Source organism: Salinicola sp. MIT1003 (assembly GCF_001858555.1).
GTDB classification, from domain to species: Bacteria; Pseudomonadota; Gammaproteobacteria; order Pseudomonadales; family Halomonadaceae; genus Salinicola; species Salinicola salarius.
Map to the genome: position 1 here is coordinate 1 of NZ_MCAP01000020.1, position 16,046 is coordinate 16,046.

The window sequence follows — 16,046 nt, forward strand, 5'->3', positions numbered from 1 at the left end:
TTCTTCTCCGCTGCCTCCGAAACCCTGTCTCGGCGTCAGCGGATGCGTACTTTACGGACCAGCGGCCCGCTTGGCAACCCCTGAATGAAGAAAAAGTTGGCAACGTGAGCCAGCCGTCATCAAACGGTCATCTCGAGGCCTTCTTTCGTCAGATGGTCCAGTGTTCCAGGAAAGTATCGACCGGCATCGATTCGAGCCGCGCGACATCTTCATACAAGGCGAGTATCCGCTCGCAACGTTGTGCAGGAAAGCGCGTTGCCAGGTTACGGCGGAACTTCTCTTTCAACAGGGGAATCCCCTCCTCTCGTCGACGTCGATGCCCCAAGGGATATTCCACCGCCACCCGGTCAGTGTGCGTTCCGTCATTGAAGAAGACCTGAATGGCGTTAGCGATGGAGCGCTTGTCCGCCTGGTGGTATTCAAGGCTGTATCGTTCGTCTTCCACGATCTCCATCTTGTCACGCAGGAGGTCGATGACGGGGTGCGCCCGATGGAAGTCGTCCTCGTAGTGCTCGGCGGTCAAATCACCGAACGCCAGCGGCACGGCGACCATATACTGCAGGCAGTGATCCCGGTCGGCAGGGTTGGCAAGCTCCCCCACTTTGGAGATGATGCGGATGGCAGATTCATGCGTGGTCACCACGATCCGTTCGATCTCGTCCAGGCGATCGCGCACCAAGGGATGCAGCGCGACGGCTGCTTCGGCCGCGGTCTGGGCATGAAACTCCGCCGGGAAACTGATTTTGAACAGGACGTTCTCCATCACGTAAGTCCCGTAGGGCTGAGATACACGAAAAGCGCGCTCGGCCTCGGGCTTGATCGCCTGATCCCTGTTGGTCTTGCTGAACAGGACATCGTAGAACCCCCACTGCGGCGCGGAAAGCACGCCCGGGATGCCCATTTCGCCCCGCATCGCCATATCGGCCAGCCTGACCGCCCGGGACGTTGCATCCCCTGCCGCCCAGCTCTTGCGAGATCCGGCGTTAGGTGCGTGACGGTAAGTACGCAGACTCTGCCCGTCGACGAAAGCGTGCGATAGCGCCGAGAGCAGCTGCTCGCGGTTGGCGCCCATCAGCTTGGCGACCACAGCCGTCGATGCCACCTTGACCAGCACAACGTGATCCAGACCTACACGATTGAACGAGTTCTCCAGCGCCAGCACGCCTTGTATCTCGTGGGCCATGACCATGGCATCGAGTACATCGCGAAGGGTCAGCGGTTGTTCGCCCTTTGCCAGGCGCTGCTGGGAAAGATGATCGGCCACTGCCAGAATGCCGCCGAGATTATCGGAGGGATGCCCCCACTCCGCCGCCAGCCAGGTATCGTTATAATCCAGCCAGCGGATGATGCAGCCGATATCCCAGGCCGCCTTCACGGGATCGAGTCGAAGCTGCGTGCCGGGCACCCGAGCCCCATGGGGGACGATCGTACCGTCTACCAGCGGGCCCAGATGTTTGGTGCATTCCGGAAAACGCAGTGCCAACAGCCCGCATCCCAGCGTATCCATCAGGCAGTGCCGCGCGGTATCCAGCGCTTCCCGACTTTCGATGCGATAGTCGAGCACGTAATCCGCAATCGCCTGAAGCTCCGGATCGTAATCGGGGCGCTGGTTGAAATCGACGTTGGCACTCATGGCATTTCCTTGGATTTGTGACTTGTCCGGCTCGATGCTCGAAGCCGATATCATTGACGCTGCTCGATCGGCACCCAGTCGCGTTTCTCCGGTCCGACATAATCGGCACTGGGGCGGATGATGCGGTTGTTGGCGCGCTGCTCGAAGACGTGTGCGCACCATCCCGTCAAACGGGAGCAAACGAAGATCGGCGTGAACAACTTGGTGGGAATGCCCATGAAGTGATAGGCGCTGGCGTGATAGAAATCGGCATTGGGGAAGAGCTTCTTCTCTCTCCACATGACTTCATCGACACGCTGCGACACCGCATAGAGGTGATTGTCGCCCACGTCATCCGCCAGTTGTCTGGCCCATCCCTTGATGATCGCGTTACGAGGATCGGACTCGCGATAGATCGCGTGGCCGAAGCCCATGATCTTGTCCTTGCGCTCGAGCATTTCGAGAATATGGCGCTCCGCCTCGTCCGGCGTCGACCAGCGGCTGATCATTTCCATCGCCGCTTCATTGGCACCGCCATGCAATGGTCCGCGTAGCGAGCCGATCGCCCCAGTAACGCAGCTGTGCAGATCCGACAGTGTCGACGCACACACTCGCGCCGTGAAGGTCGAGGCGTTGAACTCGTGCTCGGCATAGAGAATCAGCGAGACGTTCATCACCTTGGCATGCAGCTCGGATGCCGGCTTGCCGTGAAGCAGATGCAGGAAATGACCACCCACGGAGTCGTCGTCGGTTTCGGTCTCGATGCGCTCGCCGTAATGTGAATATCGATACCAGTAATTGAGAATCGACGGCATGACCGCCAGCAGCCGGTCCGCGTGGCGCTGTTGGTCTTCCCTGCGCTGCTCGGTTTCCAGATTGCCCAGCATGGAAGTCCCCGTGCGTAGTACATCCATCGGATGCGCATCGGACGGGACCTGCTCCAATACCTTTTTCAGCGCCTCCGGCAGCGAACGGGAACGCTGGAGCAACGCGACGTAGTCATCCAATTGACGCTGATTGGGCAACTCCCCCTTGAGCAGTAGGTAGGCGACCTCTTCGAAACGCGCCTTCTCCGCCAACGTCTGGATGTCGTAGCCGCGATAGGTGAGTCCCGAGCCGCTCTTGCCCACAGTGCAAATTTCGGTCGAGCCGGCGCTCTGCCCGCGCAGCCCGGTGCTTTTGGGTCGTTCCGCCATGATAGTCTCCTCCGATAGTCTTCTTCCTGGCTGCGACTCAGTCGCCCCCTTTCTCGAAGAGCATATCGAGCTTGCGTTCGAAGGCGTGATAGTCGAGAAAGTCGTAGAGTTCTTCTCGTGTCTGCATCAGATCGACCACATCCCGCTGATGCCCTTTGGCGTGAATGTCCCGATACACCTTGAGTGCCGCGGCATTCATCGCACGGAAAGCCGAGAGCGGATAAAGCACCATGCGACAGCCGACCTCGGCGAGTTCCTGCTGGGTAAATAGCGGCGTAGCCCCGAATTCGGTGATGTTGGCGAGAATGGGTGCCTCGACGCCCTCGCAGAACGCCCGATAGTCATCCAGGGTATGCACCGCCTCGGCAAAGATCGCATCGGCGCCCGCCTCGATACAGGCGTTGGCCCGCTCGATCGCCGCAGCCAAGCCCTCCTTCTGGAAGGCATCGGTGCGCGCGATAAGATAGAAATCCGCATCGTGACGGGCGTCGGATGCCGCCTTGATACGATCGACCATCTCCGACTGGGAAACGATCTCCTTGTTGGGCCGATGGCCGCAGCGTTTCTGCGCCACCTGATCCTCGAGGTGAACCGCGGCAACACCGGCGCGCTCCATTTCCTTGATCGTGCGGGCGATATTGAAAGCTCCGCCCCAGCCGGTATCGATATCCACCAGCAGCGGCAGATCGCAGGCGCCGGTAATACGGCGGGCGTCTTCCACCACATCGTTGAGCGTGGTCATGCCCAGATCCGGCAGCCCGTAGGAGGCGTTGGCCACCCCGCCACCGGACAGATAAAGGGCATGATGCCCGACTGCCTTTGCCATCATCGCGCTATAGGCATTGATGGCGCCGACGATGGGTAACGGACGGTGGCTATCGAGCGCTTCACGAAAGCGGGCGCCAGGGCTTGGTTGAGTCATGATTCGATCCTCGGGATTGCGGGAGAGTCGGACGCCTCCTCTCCCAGCGTACGGGCATAATGGGCAGCGACATTCTCGCGAGAGGCTCTGACATGGCGGCGCATCAGCAGCTCGGCCAGCTCAGCATCGCCCGCTTCGATCGCATCGACGATACGATGATGCTCGACGAACGCTCGCTGCGGCCGGGAGCCCTTGGCGCTGAATTGGGTACGATAGAGCCGCACCAGGTAATAGAGGTCGTCGCACAGCAAGGTCATCAGCATGCGATTGTGGCTGCCCTGCACGATGCGATAATGAAAGTCGAGATCGCCCTCGCGCTGGTAATAAGCCTCTCCGCTGGACAAGTCTTCCTGACGTTCGTGAAATGCCAGTACTTCTCGCAGCCCGGCAATTTCTTCGGCGGTCATCGATTTCGCGGCCAGTCGCGCCGCCATGCTTTCCAGCGCCTCGCGAACATCGAACAGTTCCAGCAGCTCGTCCATCGACAGCTTGACGACCCGGGCGCCGACATGAGGCACGCGCTCGATCAGGCGATAGGTTTCCAATCGGCGCATGGCTTCCCGCAACGGCCCCCGGGAGATACCGTAATGCGACGAGAGCTCCGGCTCCGTGATGCGCGTGCCGGGCGGCAGCTCGCCACGAACGATGGCACGCTGAAGCTGGTGGAAAACGCGCTCGGCCAGGGTTCGAACTACAGGAAGTTCGGTGTCGGCATCGTGTGCATCGGAAGTTGGTTGAAACATTAAGTTGTTAACAATCAAAGGGCGAAGATCCAATCATAGGCGCCCCGTTTTCCCGGGGCAATGGAAAAAACGTCGCAGATATCGCACTTTAGTCGAAAAGCACAAACTTCTTTTTGCATCATTGTCGACAATCAGTTCCCGCAAGCGGCCAGACACCGGCAGATACGCTTCCGCTCTCGGCACCGTTCACGTTCGCCCACGAGAGCGCAAAGACCTCGCTCATCATCACGACTCCCGATAAACTTGCGCCAGGCAATCGTTGCCTGCATGACAAGGCTTTCGATGCCGTGTCGTTGTTTCATTCGTCAGGAAAAGGTGTTCATGGCTGACGCGCGACCGTGGCTCGAGATAGCCGACCTTCCCTATACCTCCGATCCCACGTCGCTCTTCGAACGATTGCAGCAGCGCCCCGGTGCCGTATTACTGGACAGCGGCCGTCCGAGCGCCCCGGGTGGACGCTTCGACATTCTCAGCAGCGATCCGCTGGCGATGCTGACCATCGAAGACGGTCACCCTCGCTGCGAGCCGTCGATACCACTACCCGCCGCCCCCTTTGCGGCGCAGCAGGCCTTGCTGGAGCACGCCGAGACCGAACTGCTGCCGAGACTGTCGAATACTGTCGCAGCGCGGGCCAGCGCCCTTCCGTTTCTCGGCGGCCTGCTCGGCTACTGGGGCTATTCGCTGGTCAAGCCTCACGATGCGACGGACGACGCTGCCCACCGAGACGCCCGGCGACCGGAGCCCGGGCTGCCCGAGGCCAGGCTCGGGCTCTACGACTGGGCGCTGGTTCAGGATCACCATGCCCGGCGCACGTTTATTGTAGCCACGGCCGCACGTCGCCAGCAGGTCATGGCCTGGCTGGACGAGCCTGCAACCCCGACACGGCCCGACTTCACCCTGACCAGCCCCTTCATGGCCGACCTGGATCGCGCCGGCTATGCACAGCGCTTTCAACGGGTCATGGACTACCTTCACGCGGGAGACTGCTACCAGATCAATCTGGCCCAGCGCTTTACCGCCCATTTTCAGGGGAGCACCTGGCAGGCGTACCAACGTCTTCGTCAGGCCACCCCGACGCCCTACGGCGCTTATCTCGCCTGGGAGGACCAGGCCATCCTGTCGCTGTCGCCGGAACGCTTCATCGGTATCGCCGATGGACGGGTCGAAACCCGCCCGATCAAAGGGACTCGCCCCCGCGGCTCGACGCCCGAGGACGACCAGCGCCTGGCGGCAGAGCTACGACAGAGCGCCAAGGATCGCGCAGAGAACGTCATGATCGTCGATCTGCTCCGCAACGACCTCGGTCGTGCCTGCCGGCCCGGCAGCGTCACGGTTCCCCAGCTCTGCGGACTGGAGAGCTATGCCAATGTCCATCATCTGGTCAGTATCGTGCATGGGGAACTCGCAGTCGGCGCGAAGCCGCTGGATCTGCTGGCTTCCGCTTTTCCCGGCGGCTCGATCACCGGCGCCCCCAAGCATCGCGCCATGCAGATCATCGACGAGCTGGAGCCCTCCCAACGTAGCGTCTACTGTGGCAGCCTCGGCTATCTCGATCGTCGCGGCCGTCTCGACACCTCGATCGCGATCCGTACCGTCATCGCCGATGGCGACACACTGCATATCTGGGGCGGCGGCGGGCTGGTCGCGGATTCCGACGAAGAGGCCGAGTATCAGGAAACGCTGGCCAAGATCGCGCGATTGATGCAGGCATTAGCGGGTTGAAGCCGTCGCGAGCCCGATTTCTGATAGCCTCTCCTTGGCTGACGCCGCCCGACGCCACCTCTAGACATCGATTCTTGCCTTGAAAGCCACCACTCGCTTGTCTCACACCGCGAAGCCGGAATCCACGGCAGCCCGCTACCTGGCCCGCCAGCGGCGTCAGCGGAGGTTGATCGCCCTGGCCGCCCTGGCGGTCCTGGTTTCGCTCCTGGCCGATGTCGCTACTGGCCCCGGGGCCTATGCCCTTCCCGACGTGCTGAAAGCGTTGGTGGCACCGTCGGGGGTGTCCCGCATTCTCGAGATCGTGGTGTGGGAGATTCGGCTACCGGTCGCCTTGATGGCCATCATCGTCGGCGCCAGTCTCGCCGTCGCTGGCGCGGAGATGCAGACACTGCTCGACAATCCGCTCGCCGACCCGTTCACGCTCGGCATCTCTTCGGCGGCCAGTTTCGGCGCCGCGCTGGCCATCGTGCTCGACTTCGGCCTCCTGCCGGTGGCCGGCACGCTGCTGCTGACCGGCAACGCCTTCCTGCTGGCCATGTTCGCCTCCCTGGCGATATGGGTCTTGAGTCGACTACGCGGCGTCAGCATCCAGACGATAGTGCTGATGGGCATCGCGATCATGTTTTTCTTCAACGCGCTGCTGGGAATCCTGCAGTACGTCGCTTCCGCCGAGTCGCTGCAGCAGCTGATGTTCTGGTCGCTGGGCAGCCTGGACAAGGCCAGTTGGGGAAAGCTCGGGCTCGCCGGCCTGGCGTTGATGATCACGATACCGGCCTTCATCAGGGCCCGGTCGCAACTGACCGCCCTGCGGCTGGGAGACGTTCAGGCCAAGGCGATGGGTATCGATGTCGGTCGACTTCGGCTGCGCATGCTGCTGTGTTGCGCACTGCTGTCGGCGACAGCCGTCGCCTTCGTGGGAACCATCGGCTTCGTCGGCCTGGTCGGTCCACACATCGCGCGCCTCCTGGTCGGCGAAGACCAGCGCGTGTTCCTGCCGATGTCCGCGCTGACCGGCGCGCTGATTCTGTCGTTGACCTCGATCCTCTCGAAGACGCTGATTCCCGGCATCCTGCTACCGATCGGCCTCCTGACGGCCCTGATCGGCCTGCCGTTCTTCGTCTCGCTGATCCTGCGTTCGCGCCGGGAGACATGGCGATGACTCTCACCATCGATCATCTCGACTGTTCGCTGGGGAAGCGTCGAATACTGCACGACGTTTCCGGCCTGAGCGCAAGCCCGGGCGAGATCACGGCATTGATCGGCCCCAACGGCTCGGGCAAATCGACGCTGCTCAAGGCGATCGCCGGCATCGAAGCGGCCAGCGGTCGCATCAGGCTGGGTGAACGGCAACTCGATGCGCTGTCGCTCGAGCAGCGCAGCCAATGCCTCTACTATCTCCTTCAGGACACCAGCACCCAGGCAGCGCTGAGTGTTTTCGAAGCCGTCCTACTCTCTCGTCGAACGCAGGTTGCCGAGCCCGCCGCCACCGCGCTGTCGGCGGTGGAACGAGCCCTGACATCTCTGGAACTCGACCCCTTGGCCGAACGCGAGCTGGTCACGCTTTCCGGCGGTCAGTGCCAGCGAGTCGCGATCGCGCAGGCGATCGTGCGGAAACCGAAGCTGCTGATGCTCGATGAACCGACCAGCGCGCTGGACCTGCACCACCAACTGCAGGTGCTCGACTATCTTCGGCGTCTGGCGCGCCGCGAAGGGATCGTCATCGTTCTCGCGATTCACGATCTCAACCTGGCCGCCCGCTTCGCCGATCATCTGTGGGTCGTTAAGGAAGGTCGACACATTGTCAGCGGCATGCCAGAGCAAGTGCTGACCCCCGAGCGCCTGCGAGACATCTATGCTATCGAAGCCCATGTGGAATGGCCGATCGACGCCCCGCCTCGTGTCACCCCGCTATCGGCCCTGCACCGGCTGGGTGACTAATAATCAGAAGATTGATTTCTGATGCCAACTAGATAATCTGGTTATATATCCATCTAACCAAACGGTATTGGTCGATGCCTGGCCGCCCTTGCTAGAGTGACAGCCATTCCACGCCCCGTCGGATTTTGCCCACCTTGCGGCGTGACCACCCTGAAGGAGTCAGCCATGGCGTTCGACCTCGATGCCCTGAACCGTGAAATCGGCCACGATCCGCTGGCCATTACCGAATTTGCACTGAGCCTGGATCAGAAGGCGATCTGCACCACCAACTTCCGTCCGTTCGAGGCCGTGATACTGCACCTGGTCACTCGTGTGCGCCCCGATATTCCCGTCGTATGGATGGATAGCGGCTACAACACACCGGAGACCTATCGCTTCGCCGAGGAACTGACCAGGCAACTCGATCTCAACCTGACCATCTATCACCCGCTTCGCTCACGGGCCCATCGCGAGGCAGTGGAAGGCCCGACACCGCAGATCGACGACCCGCGTCACGCGGCGTTCACCGAAGAGGTCAAGCTCGAACCGTTCCGCCGCGCCCTGGCCGAGACGGCACCGGATGTCTGGTTCACGGCACTGCGGGCGGAAGACACCGCGGAGCGCTCGCGCATGCAGCCCCTGTCCCGCAATGCCGATGGGCTGTTGAAAGTGGCTCCGGTACTGCACTGGACCGCCAAGCAGATGTATCAATACCTGCAGCAGCACGACCTGCCCAACAACTTCGACTACTTCGATCCGACCAAGGTGGAAGAAAAGCGCGAGTGCGGTCTGCATTTGCAGCATTGACCGGCAACGCGTCTCGCTCGGTCCGCACCCTACAACGCATGAGCCCCGCCAGTGGCGGGGCTCATGCGTTGAGAAAAAAGATCGTCTGCTGGAAACGATCCCGACAGGAACCGGCCTCTACGACACGGTTTCTACAGCACCGGCAGCTGAATTCCCTCGAACAGCTCGGCCTCGTGCCGCGGCCCCGCCGCCAGCGCCGCCTCGACGGTTTCTCGATCGAGGTGTGGTGCCATGCGCTTGACGAAGTCATACATGTAGGTACGCATGAAGGTGCCGCGACGTATGCCGATCTTGGTGGTGGAACTCTCGAACAGATGCGACGCATCCACGGCGATCAGGTCGCTGTCGGCAACGGGGTCGACGGCCATGTGCGCAACGATGCCAATCCCCAGTCCCAGGCGCACGTAGGTCTTGATCACATCGGAGTCGGCCGCAGTAAGCACGACATTGGGCGTCAGGTCCCGGGACTTGAACGCATCATCGAGCTGCGAACGACCGGTAAAGCCAAAAACGTAGGTGACCAGAGGATGTTCGGCGACGCGTTCGAGCGTCAGCTCGCCGGTGGCCAGCGGGTGCCCCTTGGGTACGAGCACGCAACGATTCCAGCGGTAGCACGGTAGCAGTACCAGATCGTTGAACAGCTCCAGCGACTCGGTGCAGATCGCGAAATCCGCGGACCCTTCACTGACCATCTGCGCGATCTGCTTCGGCGTCCCCTGCTGCATGTGAAGAGCGACATCCGGATACTTCTGGCGAAACTCGCTGATTACACCAGGCAGCACGTACCGTGCCTGGGTGTGCGTGGTGGCAATCGCCAGGTTACCGCGGCGTTCGTCGCTATGTTCCTGCGCGACGTGCTTGATATCCTCGACCGTTCGCAGCACCTTGCCGGCCAATTCGACGATCGCCTCCCCGGCGGGTGTCACGCGAGTCAGATGCTTGCCGCTGCGCGCGAAAATCTCCACACCGAGTTCATCTTCCAGCAGCCGAATCTGCTTGGAGATACCGGGTTGCGACGTGAACAGGCTTTGGGCCGTCGCCGATACATTAAGCTGATGCCGTGTCACTTCCCATACATAGCGCAACTGCTGAAGCTTCATAAGCGACCTCGTGGCTTCCCGACTCACCAAAAATGGCATAAGAAACGATTTAAAGATTACTTTACGCAATAAGTGGCAGCACGTGAAGGCCAAAAAACGCTATTCCGGATATGAAAAAATGACCTTTAATAACTTGGCGCTATCGTTTCGATAAGCCAGGATATTTGCCAGCATCCCATGCAAGGGCTAACATCGACGCCATAAGCTCGGTAAGAGCGCAATGTCTACAGGAGTTAACGTCATGTCCAACAACGTCGATGTCACCACGGCCAATTTCGAACAGGAAGTGCTGAATTCGGACAAGCCCGTTCTGCTCAAGTTCTGGGCGCCCTGGTGCGGTCCCTGCAAGATGATGGCGCCCGTCGTCGACGAAGTCGCCGATGAAAAGGCCGAGGATATCAAGGTCGTCAGCGTCAACGTCGATGACGCCCCGGAGATCGCCTCCGAGCACGGGGTGCGCGGGGTTCCCACGGTGATGCTGTTCAAATCCGGCGCCAAGGTCGCTTCGCTGGTCGGCGCGCAGTCCAAGTCCCAGCTGACGCAGTTCCTCGAACAGAACGGCTGATACCGGCAGACCGCCGACAGATAGTCTCGGTTTCGCCATATTCTCAAGGCCGCACTCTCGTGAGTGCGGCTTTTTCATGGCCGCCATTCCGGTCGCCGGGTAACCGAACGGCAGTCGGAACCTCGAGAGGCCAAGCCAGCCTGCTCTCGAACTGGGCTGGCCGGTCGAATCTCCGGTGCCTGACGCTACCTGATCGCTACTCGATTTCTTCCTCCAGCTCATCCAGCGCTTCCTGAGCCTTGCGCTGACGCCGCCGTCTACGCTCCGAGGGGCTCAACATCTTGGCGATCCAGCGCGTCTCGGGATGGCTGTCCAACGCGATCTTGAGCGTCATCGTCAGCGGTACCGACAGCAGCATGCCGACCGGCCCCAGAACCCACCCCCAGACCACCAGGGAAAGAAATGCGACCAGCGTCGATAGCCCCATCGTTCGGCCCATGACGCGGGGTTCGACGATATTGCCAAGAATGAAGTTGATGGTGAGATAGGTACCCGACAGGATCAGCGCCTTCACTACCCCGCCGTCCGGCATCGCGAGTGTCAGCAGGACCGGCGGCACCGCGGCCAGCACCGAGCCGATATTGGGAATGTAATTGAGAATGAAAGCCAGTGCCCCCCAGAGCAGCGCGAACTTCACCCCGACGAGCCATGCCGAAATCGTGACCAGCACCCCCGTGATCAGGCTGATCACGGTCTTTACCGCCATGTAGCGCTTGAGGTTGTAGCTGAACTCGGTGAACCGCTCCAGACTCGGCCCCGGATTGGTCAGTGCCCTGGCCACCTTCTGGCGAAAATCCAGCGTCTCGAACAGCATGAAGTTGACCATCAGTAGAATGACCAGGCTCTGGGACAAGACCAGGCCCAGACCGCTGAGAAAGCCGGAAACCCAGCTCTGGTCGCTGGAGTCGTCGACCATGTTGGAGAGTTGCTGCGGCGAAACGGACAACCCCTGGTTGGCCAGCCACTCCAGCAGGGTCAAATAGTGTCCCTGGAGCTGCTTCTGCGTTTCCGGCCAGCTGTCCATGAACATCGCGAAGCTGTTGGCCAGCAAGGTGCCGAACAGCGCCAGCAACCCGCCCAGTATCAGCAGCGTGATCAGTACGGCCGCGAAGGGATTGACCCCTCGGCGATAGAGCCAGTGGACTGGCGAAGCGCAGATCACGGCGATGAACAGCGACAGCAGTATCGGGATGATGAGGCTTTCGGCGGCGCGTATCCCGGCGATGATGATCGTCAGCGACGCCAGCGTCAGCATCAGATTGAAGGGAACGTTCCGAAACGTGGGTTCCTGCCCGGACGACATAGTGATAATCCTAGTGACACATCCTGTGAATCGAGACAGTAGCATGATCCTCGCACGGGTTCGTTGCCACGATGCAAAGTGTCGGCAATATCCTCTTTATCCAGACGCTGAATGCAGACACGCCCGAGCCAGAGCCCGGACGTGTCTACCAACCTTGATCGATGACTGATCCTCGGCGATCAGCCATAACGGCCGGTGATGTAGTCCTCCGTCCGGGATTCCTTCGGCTGGGTGAAGATCTTGGTCGTGTCGTCACACTCGATCAGGCTGCCCAGATACATGAAGGCGGTGATATCCGAGATGCGGGCTGCCTGCTGCATGTTGTGCGTCACGATAACGATCGTGTAGTCCTTCTTGAGCTCGTTGATCAGGTCTTCGATGTACCCGGTCGAGATCGGATCCAGCGCCGATGTCGGCTCGTCGAGCAGGATCACTTCCGGCTTCACCGCGATGGTGCGGGCAATGCAAAGCCGCTGCTGCTGCCCGCCGGAGAGTGCCTGACCGCTCTGCTTGAGCTTGTCCTTGACCTCGTTCCAGAGCGCCGCCTTGCGCAGCGCCCACTCTACCCGTTCTTCGAGCTCGCGGGCCGAGAGCTTCTCGTAGAGACGAATCCCGAAGGCGACGTTGTCGAAGACCGACATCGGGAACGGCGTCGGTTTCTGAAAGACCATCCCGACCCGCGAGCGCAGCAGGTTGAGATCGACGCCCGAATCGTAGATGTCGTGATCGTCGAGCAGGATCTGGCCCTCGGTCCGGATCCCCTCGTAAAGATCATGGATGCGGTTGAAACAGCGAATCAACGTCGACTTGCCGCACCCCGAGGGGCCGATGAAGGCCGTGACCTGGCGCTCGGGAATTTCCATGGAGACGTTCTTGAGCGCCTGGAACTTGCCGTAATAGAGGCTCAGATCGTCCACCCGCAGCTTGGTAGCAACCTGGGGAGCAGGCGTCGCATCGACGGGATCGGCGTCGCGTTTCTGCTTGAGAGAAATATCGGCTGTCATGGCAGTCTCGCAGCTGGAAATCAGGAACGCTGGCGCGAGAAATAGCGCGCCGCAATGTTCAGAATCAGGATGGCAGCGGTCAGGATCAATGCGCCGCCCCAGGCCAGTGCAACCAGATCGGGAATGAAGGCATTGATCGTCATGTTCTGGTAGATGGTCATCGGCAGGTTAGCCATCTCGCTACCCAGGTCGAAGAAATTCCATTGATTGGAATTCAGCGATGTAAACAGCAGCGGTGCCGTCTCGCCACTGATACGGGCAAAGCCCAACAGGATACCGGTCAGGATGCCGGCACGAGCGCCGCTGTAGCAGACACGGACGATGATCCACCAGCGATGGGCGCCCAGCGCAGCGGCGGCTTCCCGCAGCGAATTGGGGATCAGACGCAGCATGTCCTCGGTGGAGCGAATCACTACCGGCACGATGATGACGGTCAATGCCAGCACCCCTGCCCAGGCGGAGAAGTTACCCATCGGCACGACGACCACCGCGTAGATGAACAGGCCGATGATGATCGACGGTGCCGACAGGAGGATATCGTTGATGAAGCGAATCACCTTCGCCATCACCCCCTTGCCGCTGTACTCCGCCAGCCAGGTACCCGCCGCGACGCCGATGACAGTACCGATCAGGGTCGCGGCGCAGGTCATGATGAACGTGCCCCAGATCGCATTGCCCAGGCCGCCGCCGGTCATCCGCGTACGCTCGACGAAGGTCGACGGCGAGATCGCACCGATGCCCTTGGTCACCAGCGTGAAGAGGATCGCGAACAGAAAGACGAACCCGATCACGGTGGCCAGCTGACAGAGCAGCATCACCAGCTGGTTGAGCCGCTTGCGGCGGCGGTAAAGCGGCGTTTGACTGATATTCATGGCTCTCTCCTGCCGCTTACGCGTGGCGACCGGTACTGTTGCGCAGCAGATAGCGCGCGAAAGCCAGTACCGCAAAGGTAATCAGGAACAGAATCAGGCCGAGCGCCAGCAGCGCCGAGCGCTGAGTGCCGTCCGACTCGGAGAACTGGTTGGCGATCAATGCCGCGATCGACGTGCCCTGCCCGGTCAAGGTGGTATTCAGGAACAGGTTGTTGCCGATCACGAACGTCACCGCCATGGTCTCGCCCAGCGCACGCCCCAGACCGAGAACGACACCGCCGACCAGACCGCCTTTCACCGACGGCAGAATCACGCGCCGCGTCACTTCCCAGGTCGTGCAGCCCAGCCCGTAGGCGGACTCGCGCATGACCGCGGGCACGGTGTTGATCACGTCTCGGCTTACCGCCGTGATGAAGGGAATGATCATCACCGCGAGAATGATGCCCGCCGTCGTCAGACCGGTACCGGCGGGAAAGACAGAGGGAAACCAGGTGCGCAGTAACGGTGCCAGCACCTCCATGCCCCACATGCCGTAAATGATCGAAGGGATACCGGCCAGCAGCTCGATCAATGTACTTAGCGGCTGACGCAGGAACCCCGGGCATCGCTCGGTCAGAAAGATAGCGATGCCGAAAGAAACCGGCACGGCAATGACGATCGCGATGAACGACGTCAACAGCGTCCCGTAGATTGCCGGCAGCGCGCCAAAGACCTCGACGTTGGCCGCCCAGCGGTTTTCCGTAAAAAAGTCCAGGCCGTAACGCTGGATCGCCGGCCAACTGGACAACATCAACGACGCGATGATCGCACCAAGCAGCAGCAGCACGGCAAAAGCGAACGCGAACAGCGTGCGCTCGAACCATACATCGATGCGCGCCTTGCGTCGTAGCCGCTTGCGGGCAGCATCGCTGAGATGTCCCAGGCCGCTGGCTTGAATCGCGTTGGAGGTGGCCATCTTCATTCCTCATCGACTTGCCAACATGCCACCAACCGGCGGCATTCGATACAGCGCCGCGACGGAGGCGGTATCCCGCTCACCGTCGCGGCATGTCATGCAGGGATCACTGGTTCCAGACAGCGCCGCCATCCGGACCCTGGATTTCGCTCCAGCTGTCGCGAACCATCTCGGCGACGTTCTCCGGCATCGGCACGTAGTCCAGTTCCTGAGCCATCTCGCTGCCGTTGCTGTAGGCCCAGTCGAAGAATTCCAGTGCCTGACGCGCAGCGTCGGCGTCCTGGACTTCCTTGTGCATCAGGATGAAAGACGCACCGGTGATCGGCCAGCTTTCGTCACCCGGCTGGTTGGTCAGCACCAGATACATGCCCGGCGCGGCCTTCCAGTCGGCGTTGGCGGCAGCAGCCATGAACGACTCCATACTCGGCGCAACGACTTTGCCGGCCTGGTTCTTCAGGTGTACCAGACTCAGGTCGTTCTGGGCCGCGTAAGCGAACTCGACATAACCGATCGCGCCATTGGTGTTGGCGATCTGGCTGGCGACACCAGCGTTCGCCTTGGCGCCGACACCAGCCGGCCACGCGACGGACTTGCCCTCACCCACGGTGTTGGCGAAATCTTCGCTGACCTGGGACAGGTAATGCGTGAACAGGAAGTTGGTGCCCGAGCCTTCCGCACGGTAGACCGGCGTGATCTGAGTATCCGGCAGATCCATGTTCGGGTTCAGCTTGGCGATCGCCTCGTCGTCCCAGCTGGTGATCTTGCCCTGGTAGATGTCGGCCAGCGTCGGGCCATCCAGGTTGAGCGAACCCCCTTCGATACCTTCGACGTGGAATGCCGCGACTACGCCGCCCATGACCATCGGCCACTGCATCAGACCGTTCTTGTCGAGCTCTTCCTTGGTCATCGGTGCATCGCTGGCGCCGAAGGTGACCGTCTTGGCGACGATCTGCTGAATGCCGCCGCCGGAACCGATCGCCTGATAGTTGAGGCCGATGCCGGATTCATCCTGGTAGGCGTCCGCCCACTGCGAATAGACCGGGTACGGGAAGGTTGCGCCAGCGCCGGTAATGGCTTCCTGGGCCTGAACACCAGCGGCACCCAGAACCAGCGATCCGGAAATGAGCGTTGCGAAGACGTGTTTAAGCATAGCGATATCCTGTTTCCACCTTGAATGCGTGAGCGATAACGACGTTGCGAAGGTTGCCAACACTCTCAGCACACACCGTACTTCAGTGTCGTGACAGTTTTATGACACCGATGTAGCAACTATCGCGAAGGTTTCGAGGTCGTGCCCGCCCTTTTACGAAAAAACCATCGAACGATTG

15 protein-coding genes are annotated in these 16,046 nt (G+C 60.9%); 5 read left to right on the forward strand and 10 right to left on the reverse strand.

The genetic code is table 11. From position 1 onward, the window contains the following. Positions 1-148: 148 nt before the first annotated feature. The 4 genes from prpD to BC443_RS09575 are packed head-to-tail and all read right to left on the reverse strand — an operon-like array spanning position 149 to position 4,473. Entirely contained in the window at positions 149-1,633 is a 1,485-nt protein-coding gene (gene prpD, locus BC443_RS09560; RefSeq protein ID WP_071231636.1) for a 2-methylcitrate dehydratase, read from the reverse strand. Positions 1,634-1,683: 50 nt separating this feature from the next. Further along, complete coding sequence (prpC, locus tag BC443_RS09565; RefSeq protein ID WP_071231612.1) at positions 1,684-2,808, reverse strand: 2-methylcitrate synthase; 1,125 nt, start codon at positions 2,806-2,808, stop codon at positions 1,684-1,686. Positions 2,809-2,845: 37 nt separating this feature from the next. Next, the gene (gene prpB / locus BC443_RS09570) at positions 2,846-3,730 is read right to left on the reverse strand and encodes a methylisocitrate lyase (protein WP_071231613.1); all 885 of its coding nucleotides are present in this window, start codon (positions 3,728-3,730) and stop codon (positions 2,846-2,848) included. After that, a complete protein-coding gene (locus BC443_RS09575) occupies positions 3,727-4,473 on the reverse strand; it encodes a GntR family transcriptional regulator (RefSeq protein ID WP_071231614.1) in 747 nt (248 codons plus the stop codon). The genes prpB and BC443_RS09575 overlap by 4 nt, the downstream gene beginning before the upstream one ends. 321 nt (positions 4,474-4,794) lie before the next feature. Here BC443_RS09575 and pabB point away from each other — a divergent pair, with 321 nt between their 5' ends. From pabB to BC443_RS09595, 4 genes are all read left to right on the forward strand, one after another. Continuing rightward, entirely contained in the window at positions 4,795-6,195 is a 1,401-nt protein-coding gene (pabB, locus tag BC443_RS09580; protein WP_071231615.1) for an aminodeoxychorismate synthase component I, read from the forward strand. Positions 6,196-6,274: 79 nt separating this feature from the next. Beyond that, complete coding sequence (locus tag BC443_RS09585) at positions 6,275-7,354, forward strand: iron ABC transporter permease (protein WP_247643254.1); 1,080 nt, start codon at positions 6,275-6,277, stop codon at positions 7,352-7,354. Beyond that, positions 7,351-8,133, forward strand: a complete 783-nt coding sequence (locus BC443_RS09590; RefSeq protein WP_071231616.1) for an ABC transporter ATP-binding protein — start codon at positions 7,351-7,353, stop codon at positions 8,131-8,133. The genes BC443_RS09585 and BC443_RS09590 overlap by 4 nt, the downstream gene beginning before the upstream one ends. A 165-nt stretch (positions 8,134-8,298) precedes the next feature. Further along, positions 8,299-8,919, forward strand: a complete 621-nt coding sequence (locus tag BC443_RS09595; protein ID WP_071231617.1) for a phosphoadenosine phosphosulfate reductase family protein — start codon at positions 8,299-8,301, stop codon at positions 8,917-8,919. A gap of 131 nt (positions 8,920-9,050) precedes the next feature. Here the strand turns inward: BC443_RS09595 and cysB are convergent, their stop codons facing one another. Next, a complete protein-coding gene (gene cysB, locus BC443_RS09600) occupies positions 9,051-10,019 on the reverse strand; it encodes an HTH-type transcriptional regulator CysB (RefSeq protein WP_071231618.1) in 969 nt (322 codons plus the stop codon). Between the two features lie 241 nt (positions 10,020-10,260). On the opposite strand from cysB, the gene trxA reads away from it, so the two are divergent. Continuing rightward, a complete protein-coding gene (trxA, locus tag BC443_RS09605; RefSeq protein ID WP_071231619.1) occupies positions 10,261-10,584 on the forward strand; it encodes a thioredoxin in 324 nt (107 codons plus the stop codon). 196 nt (positions 10,585-10,780) lie between these two features. Here trxA and BC443_RS09610 read toward each other — a convergent pair whose 3' ends face one another. The 5 genes from BC443_RS09610 to pstS form a co-directional block, all read right to left on the reverse strand. Further along, positions 10,781-11,887 (reverse strand): AI-2E family transporter, encoded by a 1,107-nt coding sequence (locus tag BC443_RS09610; RefSeq protein ID WP_071231620.1) that lies wholly within the window; start codon positions 11,885-11,887, stop codon positions 10,781-10,783. Positions 11,888-12,066: 179 nt separating this feature from the next. Then, a complete protein-coding gene (pstB, locus tag BC443_RS09615) occupies positions 12,067-12,891 on the reverse strand; it encodes a phosphate ABC transporter ATP-binding protein PstB (RefSeq protein ID WP_083387314.1) in 825 nt (274 codons plus the stop codon). Positions 12,892-12,911: 20 nt separating this feature from the next. Further along, on the reverse strand, positions 12,912-13,763 hold the full coding sequence (gene pstA / locus BC443_RS09620) for a phosphate ABC transporter permease PstA (RefSeq protein WP_110635055.1): 852 nt from the start codon (positions 13,761-13,763) through the stop codon (positions 12,912-12,914). 16 nt (positions 13,764-13,779) lie between these two features. After that, complete coding sequence (gene pstC, locus BC443_RS09625; RefSeq protein WP_071231640.1) at positions 13,780-14,718, reverse strand: phosphate ABC transporter permease subunit PstC; 939 nt, start codon at positions 14,716-14,718, stop codon at positions 13,780-13,782. Between the two features lie 106 nt (positions 14,719-14,824). Continuing rightward, entirely contained in the window at positions 14,825-15,868 is a 1,044-nt protein-coding gene (gene pstS / locus BC443_RS09630; RefSeq protein ID WP_071231621.1) for a phosphate ABC transporter substrate-binding protein PstS, read from the reverse strand. Between the last annotated feature and the right edge of the window lie 178 nt (positions 15,869-16,046).

Coding starts and splice junctions, on each gene's coding strand:
- trxA (WP_071231619.1), top strand. CDS start 10,261: ATGTCCAACAACGTCGATGTCACCACGGCCAATTTCGAACAGGAAGTG.
- pstA (WP_110635055.1), bottom strand. CDS start 13,763: ATGAATATCAGTCAAACGCCGCTTTACCGCCGCCGCAAGCGGCTCAAC.
- BC443_RS09595 (WP_071231617.1), top strand. CDS start 8,299: ATGGCGTTCGACCTCGATGCCCTGAACCGTGAAATCGGCCACGATCCG.
- BC443_RS09575 (WP_071231614.1), bottom strand. CDS start 4,473: ATGTTTCAACCAACTTCCGATGCACACGATGCCGACACCGAACTTCCT.
- prpC (WP_071231612.1), bottom strand. CDS start 2,808: ATGGCGGAACGACCCAAAAGCACCGGGCTGCGCGGGCAGAGCGCCGGC.
- pstB (WP_083387314.1), bottom strand. CDS start 12,891: ATGACAGCCGATATTTCTCTCAAGCAGAAACGCGACGCCGATCCCGTC.
- BC443_RS09590 (WP_071231616.1), top strand. CDS start 7,351: ATGACTCTCACCATCGATCATCTCGACTGTTCGCTGGGGAAGCGTCGA.
- prpB (WP_071231613.1), bottom strand. CDS start 3,730: ATGACTCAACCAAGCCCTGGCGCCCGCTTTCGTGAAGCGCTCGATAGC.
- prpD (WP_071231636.1), bottom strand. CDS start 1,633: ATGAGTGCCAACGTCGATTTCAACCAGCGCCCCGATTACGATCCGGAG.
- cysB (WP_071231618.1), bottom strand. CDS start 10,019: ATGAAGCTTCAGCAGTTGCGCTATGTATGGGAAGTGACACGGCATCAG.
- pabB (WP_071231615.1), top strand. CDS start 4,795: ATGGCTGACGCGCGACCGTGGCTCGAGATAGCCGACCTTCCCTATACC.
- pstC (WP_071231640.1), bottom strand. CDS start 14,718: ATGGCCACCTCCAACGCGATTCAAGCCAGCGGCCTGGGACATCTCAGC.
- BC443_RS09610 (WP_071231620.1), bottom strand. CDS start 11,887: ATGTCGTCCGGGCAGGAACCCACGTTTCGGAACGTTCCCTTCAATCTG.
- pstS (WP_071231621.1), bottom strand. CDS start 15,868: ATGCTTAAACACGTCTTCGCAACGCTCATTTCCGGATCGCTGGTTCTG.